Source organism: unidentified bacterial endosymbiont, from assembly GCF_918797525.1.
Lineage (GTDB): Bacteria > Pseudomonadota > Gammaproteobacteria > Enterobacterales > Enterobacteriaceae > Enterobacter.
Map to the genome: position 1 here is coordinate 2,119,191 of NZ_OU963893.1, position 16,159 is coordinate 2,135,349.

General features: G+C 52.0%; 19 protein-coding genes, 1 pseudogene and 1 other annotated feature (1 of these 21 running past the window's edge). Of the genes and pseudogenes, 10 read left to right on the plus strand and 10 right to left on the minus strand.

Going from position 1 to position 16,159, the window contains the following annotated elements; all coding sequences use genetic code 11:
- Window positions 1-7: 7 nt before the first annotated feature.
- Window positions 8-758, plus strand: a pseudogene (gene chbG / locus NL510_RS10085) (chitin disaccharide deacetylase).
- A gap of 75 nt (window positions 759-833) precedes the next feature.
- On the opposite strand, the gene katE reads toward chbG, so the two are convergent.
- Entirely contained in the window at window positions 834-3,083 is a 2,250-nt protein-coding gene (katE, locus tag NL510_RS10090) for a catalase HPII (RefSeq protein ID WP_253384202.1), read from the minus strand.
- Window positions 3,084-3,271: 188 nt separating this feature from the next.
- Between katE and cedA the strand changes: the two genes are divergently transcribed.
- Entirely contained in the window at window positions 3,272-3,526 is a 255-nt protein-coding gene (gene cedA / locus NL510_RS10095) for a cell division activator CedA (protein ID WP_301308599.1), read from the plus strand.
- A gap of 130 nt (window positions 3,527-3,656) precedes the next feature.
- On the opposite strand, the gene NL510_RS10100 is transcribed toward cedA, so the two are convergent.
- The 4 genes from NL510_RS10100 to hxpB form a co-directional block, all read right to left on the minus strand.
- Window positions 3,657-5,048: an L-cystine transporter gene (locus tag NL510_RS10100; protein ID WP_253384206.1), complete on the minus strand. Its 1,392-nt coding sequence runs from the start codon at window positions 5,046-5,048 to the stop codon at window positions 3,657-3,659.
- Window positions 5,049-5,175: 127 nt separating this feature from the next.
- Window positions 5,176-5,766, minus strand: coding sequence for a metal-dependent hydrolase (locus NL510_RS10105; protein ID WP_253384208.1), 591 nt, complete (start codon window positions 5,764-5,766; stop codon window positions 5,176-5,178).
- 92 nt (window positions 5,767-5,858) lie between these two features.
- The gene (kduD, locus tag NL510_RS10110; protein WP_253384210.1) at window positions 5,859-6,620 is read right to left on the minus strand and encodes a 2-dehydro-3-deoxy-D-gluconate 5-dehydrogenase KduD; all 762 of its coding nucleotides are present in this window, start codon (window positions 6,618-6,620) and stop codon (window positions 5,859-5,861) included.
- A 131-nt stretch (window positions 6,621-6,751) separates the two neighbouring features.
- A complete protein-coding gene (gene hxpB, locus NL510_RS10115) occupies window positions 6,752-7,423 on the minus strand; it encodes a hexitol phosphatase HxpB (protein WP_253384212.1) in 672 nt (223 codons plus the stop codon).
- Between the two features lie 138 nt (window positions 7,424-7,561).
- Between hxpB and NL510_RS10120 the strand changes: the two genes are divergently transcribed.
- Entirely contained in the window at window positions 7,562-8,098 is a 537-nt protein-coding gene (locus tag NL510_RS10120) for a YniB family protein (RefSeq protein ID WP_253384214.1), read from the plus strand.
- Between the two features lie 33 nt (window positions 8,099-8,131).
- On the opposite strand, the gene NL510_RS10125 is transcribed toward NL510_RS10120, so the two are convergent.
- From NL510_RS10125 to pfkB, 3 genes are all read right to left on the minus strand, one after another.
- Window positions 8,132-8,995, minus strand: coding sequence for a fructosamine kinase family protein (locus tag NL510_RS10125; protein ID WP_253384216.1), 864 nt, complete (start codon window positions 8,993-8,995; stop codon window positions 8,132-8,134).
- Between the two features lie 105 nt (window positions 8,996-9,100).
- On the minus strand, window positions 9,101-9,391 hold the full coding sequence (gene ghoS, locus NL510_RS10130; RefSeq protein WP_253384218.1) for a type V toxin-antitoxin system endoribonuclease antitoxin GhoS: 291 nt from the start codon (window positions 9,389-9,391) through the stop codon (window positions 9,101-9,103).
- 103 nt (window positions 9,392-9,494) lie between these two features.
- Window positions 9,495-10,427 carry a 6-phosphofructokinase II gene (gene pfkB / locus NL510_RS10135; protein ID WP_253384220.1) on the minus strand — a complete coding sequence of 311 codons (933 nt, stop codon included), beginning with the start codon at window positions 10,425-10,427 and terminating at the stop codon, window positions 9,495-9,497.
- A 295-nt stretch (window positions 10,428-10,722) separates the two neighbouring features.
- Between pfkB and NL510_RS10140 the strand changes: the two genes are divergently transcribed.
- Complete coding sequence (locus NL510_RS10140) at window positions 10,723-11,481, plus strand: DUF481 domain-containing protein (protein WP_253384223.1); 759 nt, start codon at window positions 10,723-10,725, stop codon at window positions 11,479-11,481.
- Between the two features lie 259 nt (window positions 11,482-11,740).
- Window positions 11,741-11,974, plus strand: a complete 234-nt coding sequence (locus NL510_RS10145; protein ID WP_253384224.1) for a YdgH/BhsA/McbA family protein — start codon at window positions 11,741-11,743, stop codon at window positions 11,972-11,974.
- Between the two features lie 191 nt (window positions 11,975-12,165).
- Here the strand turns inward: NL510_RS10145 and yniD are convergent, their stop codons facing one another.
- Complete coding sequence (yniD, locus tag NL510_RS10150) at window positions 12,166-12,273, minus strand: small membrane protein YniD (protein WP_008500658.1); 108 nt, start codon at window positions 12,271-12,273, stop codon at window positions 12,166-12,168.
- A gap of 96 nt (window positions 12,274-12,369) precedes the next feature.
- Entirely contained in the window at window positions 12,370-12,711 is a 342-nt protein-coding gene (gene yncL / locus NL510_RS22885; protein WP_366518950.1) for a stress response membrane protein YncL, read from the minus strand.
- A gap of 74 nt (window positions 12,712-12,785) precedes the next feature.
- Between yncL and thrS the strand changes: the two genes are divergently transcribed.
- The 5 genes from thrS (at window position 12,786) to pheM (ending at window position 16,131) form a co-directional block, all read left to right on the plus strand.
- The gene (gene thrS, locus NL510_RS10160) at window positions 12,786-14,714 is read left to right on the plus strand and encodes a threonine--tRNA ligase (RefSeq protein ID WP_253384228.1); all 1,929 of its coding nucleotides are present in this window, start codon (window positions 12,786-12,788) and stop codon (window positions 14,712-14,714) included.
- Window positions 14,715-14,717: 3 nt separating this feature from the next.
- On the plus strand, window positions 14,718-15,260 hold the full coding sequence (gene infC / locus NL510_RS10165; RefSeq protein ID WP_106993634.1) for a translation initiation factor IF-3: 543 nt from the start codon (window positions 14,718-14,720) through the stop codon (window positions 15,258-15,260).
- A 97-nt stretch (window positions 15,261-15,357) separates the two neighbouring features.
- A complete protein-coding gene (gene rpmI, locus NL510_RS10170; RefSeq protein WP_003030583.1) occupies window positions 15,358-15,555 on the plus strand; it encodes a 50S ribosomal protein L35 in 198 nt (65 codons plus the stop codon).
- Between the two features lie 51 nt (window positions 15,556-15,606).
- Window positions 15,607-15,963, plus strand: a complete 357-nt coding sequence (rplT, locus tag NL510_RS10175) for a 50S ribosomal protein L20 (RefSeq protein WP_000124850.1) — start codon at window positions 15,607-15,609, stop codon at window positions 15,961-15,963.
- Window positions 15,964-16,081: 118 nt separating this feature from the next.
- Window positions 16,082-16,159 (plus strand) — a sequence feature (Phe leader region); it runs 46 nt beyond the window's last position.
- Window positions 16,087-16,131 (plus strand): pheST operon leader peptide PheM, encoded by a 45-nt coding sequence (gene pheM / locus NL510_RS10180; RefSeq protein WP_153053952.1) that lies wholly within the window; start codon window positions 16,087-16,089, stop codon window positions 16,129-16,131. It overlaps the preceding feature by 45 nt.

A 16,159-nucleotide genomic window follows, 5' to 3' on the forward strand; every position in this document is an offset into this window, starting at 1 on the left:
ATCTACGATGGAAAAACTGCTGATCGTAAATGCCGATGATTTTGGCCTGTCGAAGGGGCAGAACTACGGGATCGTTGAAGCTTGTCGTGGCGGGGTTGTGACCTCTACAACGGCACTGGTTAACGGTGAAGCGGTTTGAACACGCGGCGCAGTTGAGCCGCGAGTTGCCGGCGTTGGGCGTGGGCATGCACTTTGTGCTGACGCTCGGAATGCCGCTTTCACCGATGCCGGGCCTGACGCGCGATGGCCTGTTGGGGAAATGGATTTGGGAACAGGCAGAGCAGGGCGCGCTGCCACTCGATGAGATTGCCCGTGAACTGGATGGCCAGTTCAATCGCTTTATCGATCTCTTTGGCCGCGAACCGACGCATATCGATAGCCACCATCATGTGCACATGATCCCGGCGATCTTTGCCATTGTCGCCGACTTTGCCCAACGTAAAGGGGTGGCGATGCGCGTCGATCGTAAAGTGCAGGGGCTATCGCCTTTTACCGTGCCATCAACTGCGGGGTTCAGTAGCGCGTTTTATGGCGATGAAATCAGCGAAGCGCTGTTTCTGCAGGTTCTGGATGATTCCACCGCGCGCGGTGAACGATCGCTGGAAGTGATGGCACACCCTGCGTTTGTCGATAATACCGTGCGTAAAAGTGCCTACTGCTGGCCACGTCTTGCGGAGCTGGAGGTGCTAACGTCGGCATCGCTGAAATATGAGATTGCCGGGCGTGGATACCGTCCGGGGACGTTTCGGGATCTGTAATAAAAGCCCGGGGCGTTTTTGTCTTACCGGGCCTGGGAATGAATGCCGGGGGAGCTTTTGCTCCACCCGGTTTTTTTACGCCGGTATCTGGTCGGTTTTACTGCTTCGTGACCAAACGCGGTGCGCGGCGAGCAGATCGAAGAGGCGAGTCATAAACGCATCGTCGACACTATCCCCTTCGACAATCCCTTCCTCCCCTTGATCCGCAACCTTCAACAGCGTTTTAAACTGGCGTGCATCGCCGGAGAGCGCAATCGGTTTCAGGTGCTTATAGGCTTCCAGCAGGTAATATGCAGCATCACCGCTTTTCAGCAAGCTGTCGATATCACCGCACGGCACAATCACCGCATCTACCGTCAACGATGGCGCGCCGGCAAAGGTCGCCGCAATGGGCAGGACAGAGCCGTCATCGGCTGTCACTTCACCCATGCGGGAGTAGAGCAGTTTAGCGTGCACGCCTTTCGCTTTGAGCGCCTGCATAATGCCCAGAACGTCGCTGGCACGGGGGGTGTCGTTCAGTAAGATAGCCACCACGCGGCCTTTGATAGTCCCGCCCGGTACCGCATACAGGCTGAGGGACGGATCCTTTTTCAGCCCGTTCACGTCTTTCGCTGGCGCAGCATTACGCTGCTCGTCAGTAAGTGTGATACCCAGGTTATCCGCCACGCTCTGGGCAAGCTGGATATCGATATGGGCTAACTGATCGACCACGCGCTCACGAATGTACGTGCGCACTACTTTACTCAGTTCAAAGCTGAAACCGCCGATAATATGCTGCTGCTCAATCGGCGTCTGGCTGTTCCAGAACAGGCGAGGCTGGGCATAATATTCACCGAACGACGGGCTACGCTCGCGGATTTTGGTCCCTTCCACGCGCTCCTGATAAGATTCGAATCCGCCGCGTTTCGGCCCCGGAGGCGTTTCGCGCGGCCAGTTATCGTTAATTGAGTTCGGTTCATAGTTGGCCGGATTGGTGTCGATATCCTGGCGATGCATCCCATCGCGCTGGAAATTGTGATACGGACAGGTCGGGCGGTTAATCGGTATTTCGTGGAAGTTAGGCCCGCCAAGACGGCTGATTTGAGTATCGGTGTAGGAGAACAGACGTCCCTGCAAAAGAGGATCGTTAGAGAAATCAAGCCCGGGAACGATATGACCCGGATGAAACGCCACCTGTTCATTCTCGGCGAAGAAGTTGTCCGGGTTGCGGTTAAGCACCATTTTGCCCACCAGTTGCACCGGTACCAGCTCCTCCGGGATGAGTTTGGTGGGATCAAGGAGGTCGAAATCAAACTTAAATTCGTCCTCTTCCGGGATGAGCTGAAGCCCCAGCTCGTATTCCGGGAAGTCGCCAGCTTCAATGGATTCCCACAGTTCGCGGCGATGGAAGTCCGGATCGCGCCCGGTCAGTTTCTGCGCTTCATCCCACACCAGTGAGGCTTTACCCGCTACGGGCTTCCAGTGGAAGCGTACAAAGGTGGCTTTGCCTTCTGCGTTGATCAAGCGGAAGGTGTGAATACCAAACCCTTCCATGGTGCGATAGCTGCGCGGGATCCCTCGATCGGACATGGCCCACATCACGTTGTGCAGTGTCTCTGGCTGCAGGGAGACGTAGTCCCAGAAAGTATCGTGCGCGCTTTGTCCTTGCGGTATGGCCCAGTGGGGTTCCGGTTTTACCGCATGGACAAAGTCCGGGAATTTGTGCGCATCCTGGATGAAGAAAACCGGTGTATTATTGCCGACCAGGTCGAAAATACCCTCATCGGTATAAAATTTCGTGGCGAAGCCGCGAATATCACGCACGGTGTCAGCCGAACCGGCCCCCCCTTGTACGGTGGAGAACCGCACAAATACCGGCGTAGTTTTATCCGGGTCGGAAAGAAAATCGGCTTTGGTGATCGCTTTCAGGCTTTTGTAAGGCTGAAAATAACCGTGTGCGGCTGACCCACGCGCGTGAACTATCCGCTCCGGAATTCGCTCGTGGTCAAAATGGGTGATTTTCTCCCGCAGGATGAAGTCTTCTAACAGCGTAGGGCCGCGCGTGCCCGCGCGAAGGGAGTTCTGGTCATCGGCGATACGGACGCCCTGATTGGTGGTAAGGGCATGATCTTCTCCATTCTTGCGGTGAGGCTCAAGAGCGTTAAGCTTCTCATTTCCAGTGTCCGGGGATTTCAGGCTCCCCGGCGCCGTCGGTTGTTCTCCTGGGGCTGAAGGGCCGGGGGAAGGGCGATGAGAGCCGTCGGCAGGGGCCAGAGAGTCCATTCCCGGTTGTGATTCTTCAGTGCCATGAATGGGTGATTGATGTGTTTTATCGTTGTTAGACATTGCACGCTACTCCTTTATTCGTTGCGAAAAACCTTATTAAGGGTAGACCAATGTGATAAAAGAGCTCAGGAAATCAGAGTTTTCAGACCCCGCTAAGAGCGAATGGCGCTATCTGCCGCACGCCAGGCGCGACGCGTGGGGGGAGAATCGGCTATGATAGAAATTTCCTGTATTCAGAATTTGCTTTAGTGAATCCGTCGCTTATGAAACCGCTTCGTCAACAAAACCGCCAGGTTGTTAACTATGTCCCCCGCGTTGAACCGGCGCCGCCTGACCACGCCCTTAAAGTGGAGGGGTTTCGCGATGTCTGGCGGCTGCGGGGCAAATATGTGGCCTTCGTGCTGACGGGCGAGCATTTCCGCCGCTCGCCGGTATTTACGGTGCCTGAAGCGGCGCAAAGATGGGCGGAGCAGATCCGCCAGGATGAAGAAATAGAAGAATAATAGCGATTAAATTGATAATGCCTTGTTCTGAGAATGTTTTTTTAACTTCATTTATGGGGTCAATTCAAAAAACGAGGTTCGTCAGCAATCTGAAACCGCCATCAGGCGGTTTCTCCATTTTGGTAAGTACTTAACGGTGCGCCAGTTCGGCGTCGTCTTCACTTTCCAGAACAGCTTTATCCGTCTGTTTGAGCCACTGGCTGGTGAGCGTACCGGCTGTCATTGAGCCGCTTACGTTCAGCGCGGTACGGCCCATGTCGATCAGCGGTTCGACAGAAATCAGCAGGGCAACCAGCGTGACCGGCAGACCCAGTGCGGGCAGAACAATCAGCGCCGCGAAGGTAGCGCCGCCGCCGACGCCCGCCACGCCTGCGGAGCTTATGGTCACAATACCGACCAGCGTCGCAATCCAGACGGGATCAAGCGGGTTAATCCCCACCGTCGGTGCGACCATCACTGCCAGCATTGCCGGATAGAGGCCTGCGCAACCGTTCTGACCAATGGTGGCGCCAAAAGAGGCAGAGAAGCTCGCAATTGACTCTGGCACACCAAGTCGGCGGGTTTGCGCTTCCACGTTCAGCGGGATAGAGGCTGCACTGGAGCGGCTGGTGAACGCGAAGGTCAGTACCGGCCATACTTTGCGGAAGTATTTCAGCGGGCTTACACCGTTCACGCCCAGCAGGATACCGTGCACCACAAACATGATGCCTAGACCCAGGTAAGAGGCAATGACAAAGCTACCCAGCTTGATAATGTCCTGAATATTGGAGCCTGCAACCACTTTGGTCATCAGCGCGAGCACGCCATAGGGCGTTAACTGCATAACCAGACGAACCAGTTTCATTACCCAGCTTTGCAGGATATCAATAGCGTTAAGGACACGCTCGCCCTTTGGCGCGTCGTCTTTCAACAGCTTAAGCGCCGCCACACCGAGGAATGCGGCAAAGATCACCACGCTAATGATGGACGTTGGGCTTGCACCGGTGAGATCAGCAAACGGATTCTTCGGAATGAAGGACAACACCATCTGTGGAACGGTAAGATCGGCGACTTTACCAACATAGTTGGTCTGGATCGCGGTCAGGCGAGCCGTTTCTGCGCTACCCTGAACCAGCCCTTCAGCGGTCAAGCCAAACAGGTTGGTCACCAACACGCCGACCAGCGCGGCGATAAGCGTCGTGAATAACAGCGTCCCGATGGTCAGGAAGCTGATTTTGCCCAACTGGGTGGCATTATGTAAACGGGCGACGGCACTCAGAATTGAGGCAAACACCAGCGGCATGACGATCATCTGCAGCAGTTGCACATAGCCATTACCAACAATGTTGAACCACTGAATGGACTCTTTCAGTACCGGGTTATCAGAGCCGTAGAGTGCGTGTAATACCAGACCAAATACCACACCCATTCCCAGACCCACCAGGACTTTCTTCGCCAAACTCCACTGTTTGTGGCGCGCCTGCGCGAGAAGCAATAGCAATACAACGAACACGACAATGTTCGCGATGAGTGGAAAATTCATCCCCGTTCTCCTGATTTATTTTGCGGTCGGTTTTTACCGAGCCTGTTGGCGCAAGGTTAGCAGAAGTGTGATGTCGCGCTTATATCCAAATGGAATGGTTTATGACAAATGTGATTATTTTGTATGTTTAATGTTCAATCTGGTGATTAATAAAACGATTGAACTGAAACTGCAAGGAGTTGATCATCTGTGACGACCAGCGCACTGCACTGTTGTCGGGCAATGTCTGCGGCATCCAGACCGCGTATGCGAACAGCGCCATACACAGGACGCGCTCAAGCTGATTACCCTTCTGCGGGGCGAGAACAGGAAAACGAAAACGCCATCGACAGGGCCAAAGTAGCGGAACCCCTGCCGGTGTCAGCATATCCGCAAGGATATGGCTCACGTAACCTAGCACCATACCCTGTATGGCATCGGCCGGCACTATCCAGGTTTCGGGCACTTTGAGATAAAACAGCGTGAGCAAACCGAACATGGCCAGCAGGCTATGGGTGAACCCACGGTGGCCGAAGGCGCGGGCGATTGGTTTTGATATCCACCGCAACCGCTGCCCAAGAAACGATTTAGGGTGATCGATGTCGGGTAACAGACAGGTCAACACGGCAGAAGGGACGATATGCCACCAGTCCCCCTGCGCCAGCACAGGGGTAAGTTCAGCATTTTTAGCAAATACTGCACACGCGATTGAAAAAAGCAGGTGGCCTTCCGCCGTCATGATATCACCCACAAAACTGTCAATTCATACAGTATAGGGTTTTTATACAGTAGGCGAAAGCGGTGACGGTGTAACTCTTTGTCAAAAAGCTCTTACCGCGCCAGCCAGCCACCGTCTACGGCTAAAGTATAACCGTTCACGTAATCTGACGCGCTCGAGGCTAAAAAGACCACCGGCCCCTGCAGATCGTCCGGGGTTCCCCAGCGTCCGGCGGGAATTCTGTCGAGGATCGCATGGCTCCGCTGTTCGTCATCCCGTAGCTGTTGGGTATTATTGGTTGCCATATACCCCGGCGCAATGGCATTAACGTTAATGCCGTGGGTCGCCCATTCGTTTGCCAGCAGTCGCGTAATGCCCAGAATACCGCTTTTGGACGCGGTATAGGAGGGAACGCGGATCCCGCCCTGGAATGAGAGCATCGACGCGATATTGACAATTTTGCCGCCCTGACCCTGGGTGATAAATTGCTTTGCCACCGCCTGGGAGAGAAAAAACACCGATTTAAGGTTAAGATTGACCACCTCATCCCACTCTTTTTCACGGAATGCCAGTGCATCCTCCCGACGAATAGTGCCAGCATTATTGACCAGAATATCGATGCGTCCCATCTCTGCAACCGCATCGTCCACCACACTTTGCAGGCTCTCTTGCTGTCCCAGGTCGGCCCGAATCGCCATAAATCGTCTCCCGAGGGCTATGACCTTCAGGGCGGTTTCCGCCGGCTCCTTACGGTTTACGCCAACGATATCGCAGCCCGCTTGCGCCAGGGCGATCGCCATGCCTTGCCCGAGACCGGTATCACATCCGGTGACGATGGCAACTTTTCCTGAAAGAGTGAAAGCATCCAGTATCATACGTGCCTCAGAGGTAGGGGTTATTATCATTCTGAAGGTAAGAATAGGAGGCAGAAGGTAGAAAAGCAGATAAAATGAAACGCTGTTTTATTTAACAATTAAGGCAGCGCGTCGCTGCCTTAGGGGGGAGATTATTCACCGCGCAAATATTGCCCGGTAAGCTCAGTCAGTGAATTCAGCCTAACGTCGGCCAGCGCAAAGCGGGGGTCATGACGGCCTTCTTCAGCAGGAACGACAATGGAACGCATGCGTGCGGCTTTACAGGCCACCATACCGTTAACGGAATCTTCCAGCGCGACACAGGTGAGCGGATCCAGCCCCAGTCTGGCAGCACAATCCAAATAGACCTGAGGGTGTGGCTTGCTGTAGGGAAGCTTTTCAGCGGAGGCCAGGGCGTCGAAGCTATCGCGCAGATCAAACATGATAAGCACTTTTTCCAGCATATGCAGCGGCGAGGCGGAGGCCAGACCGACTTTAAGACCCTGCGCTTTACATAACGCGATGGCTTCGCGAACGCCCGGCAGCAGCGGCTTATATTCTTCTACCAGGGTAGTTGCGCGGGAGATGATTCGCGCGGTCACTTCATCGCGGTCGGGACCAGCCCATGGCTGTTGGGCATACCAAAGCGCCACAACCATATCGATGCGCAGACCAAGGGTATCCGGGAGTTCATTACGACGGCTGATATCAACGCCAAGGCTGGCAATGACGTCCAGTTCGGCACGATCCCACAGCGGCTCGGAATCAATTAGCAGTCCATCCATATCAAAAATAGCGGCAAGAATCTGGCGCGATGACGACATTACAACGTCTCCTTATCTAAAGGGGCCGGGAAAGGCTAAGTATAAGCAATTTAGCATATTGCTTTTAAACAGCGGGCGAAAATGATGGGCAACAGGTAGACTTAGGCACAAATCACGCGTCTTTATAAAGGGGAACTGATGACGTATCAACAAGCTGGACGCATCGCAGTCTTAAAACGTATTGCGGGCTGGGTGATTTTTATTCCAGCCGTTATTTCCACACTGATTTCCGTGCTTAAATTTATGTACGACCGCAGTGAAAAACAGGCGGGTATCGATGCGGTAATGCTTGATTTTGCGCATGTTATGATTGAAATGATGCGATTCAATACGCCTTTCCTGAATATTTTCTGGTTCAACTCGCCAACCCCGGATTTCCACCAGCAAATGAATATTGGCTTTTGGATCATCTACGCGCTGATCTTCATCGCCATGGCATTGCAGGCCTCGGGAGCGCGCATGAGCCGCCAGACGCGTTTTTTGCGCGAAGGGGTGGAAGACCAGCTGATTCTGGAGAAGACCAAAGGGGCGGATGGCTTAAGCCGTGCGCAGATTGAGTCCCGTATTGTTGTTCCGCGTCATACCATTTTTCTGCAGATTTTCCCGCTGTATATCTTGCCGGTCATTATCATTGTGGCAGGGTACTTCTTTTTCTCGTTGTTGGGCTTTCTGTAATCTAAAAGGGTGGCGACAGGCCACCCATTCTTCCTACGCCGCCAGCAGCATGCGTTCCAGCGCGCGCTGGGCCTGAACCAAATGCCCGCCACCAAAGAGGATCGCCCGGTTCATCAGGGTGTATAGCTGATACACCGGCTGGCGTTCGAGGAAATCGGGCGGCAGCGGTGAGACAGATTGATACCCGTCGTAAATTTGCGGCGGCTGCTCAGGGTGAAGGGGGAGCATCGCAAGGTCGCATTCCCGGTCGCCCCAGTAGCAGGCAGGGTCGAAGATATAGGGCCCCTCCGGGCCCAGCGCGCAGTTTTCAGACCACAAATCACCGTGTAGCAAGGCGGGTTGGGGCTGGTGTGACGCCAGGCGTTGCTGAACATGCCCGACGATGGCGTCAATATTGCCAAACTGAAGCCCTTTCTCGGCGGCCAGCTCCAGCTGCCAGCCGATACGCTGCTCGGCGAAAAAGGTTGACCAGCGGCGTTGCCAGGTATTGGGCTGCGGCGTGGTAGAGAGATCGTTGTCAAAATCGAGGCCAAACTGCGGCTGGTCGCTCCATTGATGCAGGCGCGCAAGCTGTTGCCCCAGAATGAAGGCGTTGTGAGCATCTAACGGGCGGGCGGGAAGATATTCCATCACCAAAAAACTGTAGTCACGGTCGCTGCCTACGGCACAGACCTGTGGCACGCGGACCGTTTTACTGCGCGAGAGCAGTTCCAGCTGATCGGCTTCAGCAGTGAAAATGGGCAGTAGCTCCCGCTCATCGCATTTAACGAAAAGATCGCGTCCAGCGTAGCGTAAATGCCATGCGGCGTGGATCTCTCCGCCTGGCAGTTCGTTACGCAATTCAATTTCACCTTCACCAAGTTGCTCACGTAAAAGATGACTGATAGCCTGCCACATGATATCTCTCCCATGTTGTCTGCCAGATCATAACGTTAGCGCATAATGGCGGTAAAAAAATACGCACTAACGCACACCTGAGCGGTTTAATTTCATGCAGGGCGCTTATTCTTCTTTTTTTTGCCAGCCTTCCCAGGTGTTCACATCGATTTCGCAAGGCTTGTCGGTCACGCTTTCGGCAACGCTACTGGCCAACACGTGAACCTCTTCCTTGCTGAGGGCGCTTATCAGGCCAAACGTCAGCGTGCCTAAATCATGAATATTGCCGTCATCGTCCGTAAGCGTGAGCAGGAAATTTGCCCGGGTAAAGGCGTTATTGAGTTCATTGAGTTCCGTCAATGACGCTTCATGAATGTCGACGGTTATAACGTAGCGGATGATGTCACCACTGCTCATTGTTCACCTCATTGTTATCATGAACGTTTTCTTAGCATAGTCGATAGGGTGCGTTTGGCGACTCTAACGCGAATTTCCCCTTCAGAAAGAAGGGGAACAGGGATCAGTTTCGTGACAGGTAATCGACGATTTTTTGCGTATCGACGAGCGAACAGAGTCGGGTGCCGTGGTTAATGGTGGCCGCGCTCCCCGCTGCCACGCCGTATCGCGTCATTTCCAGCAGAGACGCTCCTTGCGCCAGTTTCAGGGTCATTGCTCCCACCATGCTGTCGCCAGCACCCACGGTGCTCCGGCTTTTCATCGGAGGCGGGACCACCTGTACCGATCCCGTTTCATCGACTGCCAGCGCCCCCTGCGGCCCAAGAGAGACGACAACGCGGCGCGCTTTACCGCTACGCACCAGTTCCTCTGCGGCCGCACGAACATCATCGGGCTGGGTCAGTTCGCGGTTGACCAACGCGCTTAACTCTTTCTGATTGGGTTTCACCAGCTCAAGATTGCCGGGTTCCAGGGCAGCATGCAGTGCATCGCCGGAGCTGTCGACAATGCAGCGAATGCCGCGTTGCTGCACTTGCCGAATCAGCGTCGTCAGTTTTTCCGCACTCACTCCTGGCGGTAGGCTGCCGCTGATCGCCAGCAAGGCACCGCTTTCTATTGCCAGGACTTTCTCTTCAAGCTTACGAAACTCATCCTCACGTAATTTTGCGCCCGGCATGACGAAGCGGTACTGCTCACCGCTGGATTCGACGTGGACGTGCAAGTTTTGACGCGTCCAGTCGCTGGACTCAATGGTATCCACGGCAACCTGTTCATCTGCCAGCAGGGAGACCAGATGTTCACCGGTAGCCCCCCCTGCTGGGAAAATCGCCGTGGCTTTCCCTCCAAGGTAAGTCACGGCGCGTGCGACGTTAATTCCCCCACCGCCGGGTTCGAAGACTGGCACGCTACAGCGCAATTTACCCTCCGGATAAATCTGCGGCGTCAGGGTGGCACAATCGAGGGAAGGGGAGAGCGTCAGTGTGTAAATCGGAACCATTGTTATCTCCTTCAGGCATGGGTTGCGTTAAGTCTGGCATCAATTTCCAGGATAGCAATGTAAATAACAGTATGATTTTAAATATGAATACTGACGCAAGCTGAGCTTGCGCTTTATAAAATAAACGTCTCTTTGAGATCGTTCTTATTCAAAAAATGAAATAAGAAAATATTGCTATGTTATTAGCGCCTTTTTATAATTTGTTACCTTTCTCTGGACGCCTTGTCATTGATCCTCATGAAAGTTTCCGGGACCGTAATGGTCTCTTTTTTTGTTGTATGGATTCCTTAATATAATGAAGCTTTTGAAGACAGTTCCTGCTGCACTGATGCTGGCGGGTGGTGTGTTTGCGTCACTGAATGCAACTGCCGATGATTCCGTTTTTACTGTCATGGACGATCCCAGCTCCGCCCAAAAACCGTTTGAAGGTAATCTGAACGCCGGTTACCTGGCGCAGTCCGGTAACACAAAAAGTTCTTCCCTGACCGCAGACACTACGATGACCTGGTACGGCAACACGACCGCGTGGTCACTGTGGGGGAATGCCAGCAACACCTCTGCTAACGATGAACGCTCTTCCGAGAAATACGCAGTGGGTGGACGTAGCCGTTACAACATGACGGACTATGATTACCTCTTCGGTCAGGCCAGCTGGTTGACTGATCGTTACAACGGTTATCGTCAGCGCGATGTCTTCACCGCTGGCTATGGTCGCCAGTTCCTGAACGGACCTGTTCATAGCCTGCGTTTCGAATTCGGTCCGGGCGTTCGTTATGATGAATTCACCGACGGTAATGACAAGACTCAACCGCTTGGTTATGCGTCTGGCACCTATGCCTGGCAGATGACCGATACCACGAAATTTACTCAGGGTGTTTCAGTCTTTGGCGCCGACGATACCACGGTGAATTCCGAGACGGCGCTAAACGTGGCTATCAATGCACATTTTGGCCTGAAAGTCGCTTATAACGTGACGTGGAACTCCTCACCGCCAGACACTGCGCCGGACCATACTGACCGCAGAACCTCGATCTCTTTAGGGTATAAAATGTAATGTAAGCGGGCCGGTATATTCTCGGCCCATTTTTTTTCAGTACTGTGTTATTTTATTTTGAACAGCGTTTTAAAATAATGAGACTGGCGCTATCTCCATAATTCCTTCACATTCCTTCAGAAGAAATATAATCAATATATTTGACACGAATTGATAAATAAATCGACTAGGCAACAGTGTGATCTGGATCTACACTGTTTCCACAGGCTGCATTTCGCCTTAAGTCGTTCAGCATTAATTCAGTAAGAGAATAATGATTATGAAAAAAATTAAAACTGCTGCCGCAGCATGGGTGTTATCAGCACTATCCTTTGGTGTCTTCGCTGCTGATGAAACCGCGCAATTTTCCCGTCACACCTCCAGCCAAATCGGTATAACCAATGCCTCTGACGTTGAAGCCGGGTCTAACATTGTGCCGGGTGCACAGTCTACGGGTCAGTCAATGAATGACGCGTTTAATGTCCATAAACTGGTCGCCGGTGAATGGTCCTGACGGATTAATTCCCGCGTTATTATTGATTATTAATGAATAAACGTTCCCGCTTTAAAACCGGATATTGATGTACCGGTTTTCGCCGCATGTAATGTAAAACTATTTAACGTAAGCGGCTCGCCTGTAATGCGTATTGAATACACTCTCATATTATTTACAGAGCAGAGACGAGTCTTAATTGGGATCCCCATTCAACCCCAAATCATCGCCGCCCATCGCAACAGCAGCATTGCCCCGCAGATGGCAATCAGCACCAGCACCATTTTCCAGTGTTTCACGGCAAAACGTTTAGTTGGCATAACCTTATCCTTGTCAGTTGATATCGATAGTCTATCAAAAAGGACGGTGAAATGCCCTCTTTCCCGGACAACCAGGCTATGCCATATCGGTTCAGGTTAGAACCACTGGAATTTATCGGCGAGAATCAACACTAAACCGGTGGCGGAAAGTATGTTCAATATCACAACCGTGCGACTGGATACGTTCATGGAATGCACCTTAGGTTTTAAGGACCTGTTCAAGATTAGCCCAGCATCTGGGGAATGCGAGCGCCGGGGGAGTTGCGTCTTTGAAAATTCACACAAAGTCCTGGAACGGCATTCTGAGCACAGAGGGTACAATCTCCCTTTTGTTAGTGTTAACATTGCAAGGCTTGCCGTAAATCCACCTTTGTCTGATTTTCGCTGGTGCATGATGAAGAACCAATTTGACGATTGTTGGTCAGATGGTTTCGACATCTATTGTTAAATAACGATTATTTTCTTTGTATATGCTCTTATGTGTGGGGCATCACTGCAAATAAGGACATAAAATGCCTGTAATTACTCTTCCTGATGGCAGCCAACGTCATTTCGACCACGCTGTTAGCCCAATGGATGTCGCCCTGGACATTGGTCCTGGACTCGCAAAAGCGACTATCGCTGGCCGTGTGAACGGTGAGCTGGTTGATGCCTCCGATCTCATTGAAACTGACGCGCAGCTGTCTATCATTACAGCGAAAGACGAAGAAGGTCTGGAGATCATTCGTCACTCCTGCGCACACCTGTTAGGTCATGCCATCAAACAGCTGTGGCCAAACACCAAAATGGCAATCGGCCCGGTTATTGACAACGGTTTCTACTACGACGTTGACCTTGACCACACCCTGACTCAGGAAGATATCGACGCGCTCGAAAAACGTATGCACGAGCTCGCTGAAACTAACTATGACGTCGTCAAGAAGAAAGTTAGCTGGCACGACGCGCGTGAAACCTTCGTCAAGCGTGGTGAGAACTACAAAGTTTCTATTCTTGATGAAAACATCTCTCATGATGACAAGCCCGGCTTGTACCATCATCAGGAATACGTTGACATGTGCCGTGGTCCGCACGTGCCGAATATGCGCTTCTGTCATCACTTTAAACTGATGAAAATTGCTGGCGCTTACTGGCGTGGCGACAGCAACAACAAAATGTTGCAGCGCATTTACGGTACCGCCTGGGCAGATAAAAAAGCCCTGAGCGCGTATCTGCTGCGTCTGGAAGAAGCGGCTAAGCGTGACCACCGTAAAATCGGTAAGCAACTTGACCTGTATCATATGCAGGAAGAGGCGCCCGGTATGGTGTTCTGGCATAATGACGGCTGGACTATCTTCCGTGAACTGGAAACCTTTGTACGTTCCAAACTGAAAGAGTACCAGTATCAGGAAGTCAAAGGCCCGTTCATGATGGACCGTGTGCTGTGGGAAAAAACCGGCCACTGGGACAACTACAAAGATGCGATGTTCACCACCTCTTCTGAAAACCGTGAATACTGCATCAAGCCGATGAACTGCCCGGGTCACGTTCAGATCTTCAACCAGGGTCTGAAATCCTACCGTGATCTGCCGCTGCGTATGGCGGAGTTCGGTAGCTGTCACCGTAATGAGCCATCAGGCGCGCTGCACGGTCTAATGCGCGTTCGTGGCTTTACGCAGGATGACGCCCATATCTTCTGTACTGAAGAACAGGTCCGTGATGAAGTTAACGCCTGTATTCGTATGGTCTACGATATGTATAGCACCTTTGGCTTCGAGAAGATCGTGGTCAAACTCTCAACGCGTCCGGAAAAACGTATCGGTAGCGATGAGACCTGGGATCGTGCAGAGGCGGACCTGGCCGTGGCGCTGGAAGAGAACGGTATTGCGTTCGAATACCAGCTGGGCGAGGGCGCATTCTACGGTCCGAAAATTGAATTTACCCTGTATGACTGTCTCGACAGAGCTTGGCAGTGCGGTACTGTACAGCTGGACTTCTCACTGCCTCAGCGTCTGAGCGCCTCTTATGTTGGCGAAGACAACGAGCGTCAGGTGCCGGTAATGATTCACCGTGCAATCCTCGGTTCTCTGGAGCGCTTCATTGGCATCCTGACCGAAGAGTTTGCCGGCTTCTTCCCAACCTGGCTTGCGCCAGTGCAAGTGGTGGTAATGAACATTACCGATTCTCAGGCTGATTACGTTAAAGAATTGACGCAGAAACTTCAAAATGCGGGCATTCGAGTAAAAGCGGACTTGAGAAATGAGAAGATTGGCTTTAAAATCCGCGAGCACACTTTACGTCGTGTCCCTTATATGTTGGTCTGTGGTGATAAAGAGGTGGAAGCAGGCAAAGTAGCCGTTCGCACCCGCCGTGGTAAAGACCTGGGGAGCCTGGACGTAAGTGAAGTGATTGAGAAGCTGCAACAAGAGATTCGCAGCCGCAGTCTTCAACAACTGGAGGAATAAGGTATTAAAGGCGGAAAACGAGTTCAAACGGCACGTCCGAATCGTATCAATGGCGAGATTCGCGCCCAGGAAGTTCGCTTAACAGATCTGGAAGGTGAGCCACTGGGGATTGTGAGTCTGAGAGAAGCGATCGAAAAAGCTGAAGAAGCTGGAGTAGATTTAGTTGAAATCAGCCCTAACGCCGAACCGCCAGTTTGTCGTATTATGGACTACGGCAAGTTCCTTTATGAAAAGAGTAAGTCTTCTAAGGAACAGAAGAAGAAGCAAAAAGTTATCCAGGTTAAGGAAATTAAATTCCGTCCTGGTACCGACGATGGCGATTATCAGGTAAAACTCCGCAGCCTGATTCGCTTTCTGGAAGAGGGCGATAAGGCCAAAATCACGCTGCGTTTCCGCGGTCGTGAGATGGCCCACCAACAAATCGGTATGGAAGTGCTTAATCGCGTCCGTGACGATCTGAGTGAACTGGCAGTAGTCGAATCTTTCCCTACGAAGATCGAAGGTCGCCAGATGATCATGGTGCTTGCTCCTAAGAAGAAACAGTAAGGCCTTCAAGTAGCAAAATCTGTGGAGCCTTAAGGCCCCATAGGTTTTGTTCGCCTATGTTTCGTTTATTTAACAATGCGAAGTGGAAGTTATTAAAATGCCAAAAATTAAGACCGTACGCGGTGCTGCTAAGCGCTTCAAAAAAACCGGTGGTGGTGGATTTAAGCGTAAGCACGCAAACCTGCGTCATATTCTGACCAAAAAATCTACTAAGCGTAAACGTCACCTGCGTCCAAAAGGCCTTGTTTCTAAAGGCGATCTGGGTCTGGTTATCGCGTGCCTGCCGTACGCATAAGCCGTTAACGTTTAATTTTTTTACTAAGAATAGAGATACAGGAGAGCACATATGGCTCGCGTAAAACGTGGTGTAATTGCACGTGCACGTCACAAGAAAATTTTGAAACAAGCTAAAGGCTACTACGGTGCGCGTTCACGCGTATACCGCGTTGCCTTCCAGGCTGTTATCAAAGCAGGTCAGTACGCTTACCGTGACCGTCGTCAACGTAAGCGTCAGTTCCGTCAACTGTGGATTGCGCGTATCAACGCAGCAGCACGTCAGAACGGTATTTCTTACAGCAAATTCATCAACGGCTTGAAAAAAGCCTCTGTTGAAATCGACCGTAAGATCCTGGCTGACATCGCAGTATTCGACAAAGTAGCGTTCACCGCTCTGGTCGAAAAAGCGAAAGCAGCACTGGCATAAGCCAGTTGAAAGAGGGAGCAATGCTCCCTCTTTTCATTTTAACTGTATCAATGCATTGACTTTTATCCATGTAGACCTTTCAATAAAGACTCTACAGTTCTTACCACATAAGGTAACGCAAGCATGAATGCTGCTATTTTCCGCTTCTTCTTTCACTTTAGCACCTGACACCAGGGGGCTTGCGCGTGAAAGACGA

Excerpts from the sequence above, each read along its gene's own strand:
- katE (WP_253384202.1), bottom strand. The coding sequence starts at position 3,083 with ATGTCTAACAACGATAAAACACATCAATCACCCATTCATGGCACTGAA.
- NL510_RS10100 (WP_253384206.1), bottom strand. The coding sequence starts at position 5,048 with ATGAATTTTCCACTCATCGCGAACATTGTCGTGTTCGTTGTATTGCTA.
- NL510_RS10105 (WP_253384208.1), bottom strand. The coding sequence starts at position 5,766 with ATGACGGCGGAAGGCCACCTGCTTTTTTCAATCGCGTGTGCAGTATTT.
- kduD (WP_253384210.1), bottom strand. The coding sequence starts at position 6,620 with ATGATACTGGATGCTTTCACTCTTTCAGGAAAAGTTGCCATCGTCACC.
- hxpB (WP_253384212.1), bottom strand. The coding sequence starts at position 7,423 with ATGTCGTCATCGCGCCAGATTCTTGCCGCTATTTTTGATATGGATGGA.
- NL510_RS10120 (WP_253384214.1), top strand. The coding sequence starts at position 7,562 with ATGACGTATCAACAAGCTGGACGCATCGCAGTCTTAAAACGTATTGCG.
- NL510_RS10125 (WP_253384216.1), bottom strand. The coding sequence starts at position 8,995 with ATGTGGCAGGCTATCAGTCATCTTTTACGTGAGCAACTTGGTGAAGGT.
- ghoS (WP_253384218.1), bottom strand. The coding sequence starts at position 9,391 with ATGAGCAGTGGTGACATCATCCGCTACGTTATAACCGTCGACATTCAT.
- pfkB (WP_253384220.1), bottom strand. The coding sequence starts at position 10,427 with ATGGTTCCGATTTACACACTGACGCTCTCCCCTTCCCTCGATTGTGCC.
- NL510_RS10140 (WP_253384223.1), top strand. The coding sequence starts at position 10,723 with ATGAAGCTTTTGAAGACAGTTCCTGCTGCACTGATGCTGGCGGGTGGT.
- NL510_RS10145 (WP_253384224.1), top strand. The coding sequence starts at position 11,741 with ATGAAAAAAATTAAAACTGCTGCCGCAGCATGGGTGTTATCAGCACTA.
- yniD (WP_008500658.1), bottom strand. The coding sequence starts at position 12,273 with ATGCCAACTAAACGTTTTGCCGTGAAACACTGGAAAATGGTGCTGGTG.
- yncL (WP_366518950.1), bottom strand. The coding sequence starts at position 12,711 with ATGTCGAAACCATCTGACCAACAATCGTCAAATTGGTTCTTCATCATG.
- thrS (WP_253384228.1), top strand. The coding sequence starts at position 12,786 with ATGCCTGTAATTACTCTTCCTGATGGCAGCCAACGTCATTTCGACCAC.
- rpmI (WP_003030583.1), top strand. The coding sequence starts at position 15,358 with ATGCCAAAAATTAAGACCGTACGCGGTGCTGCTAAGCGCTTCAAAAAA.
- rplT (WP_000124850.1), top strand. The coding sequence starts at position 15,607 with ATGGCTCGCGTAAAACGTGGTGTAATTGCACGTGCACGTCACAAGAAA.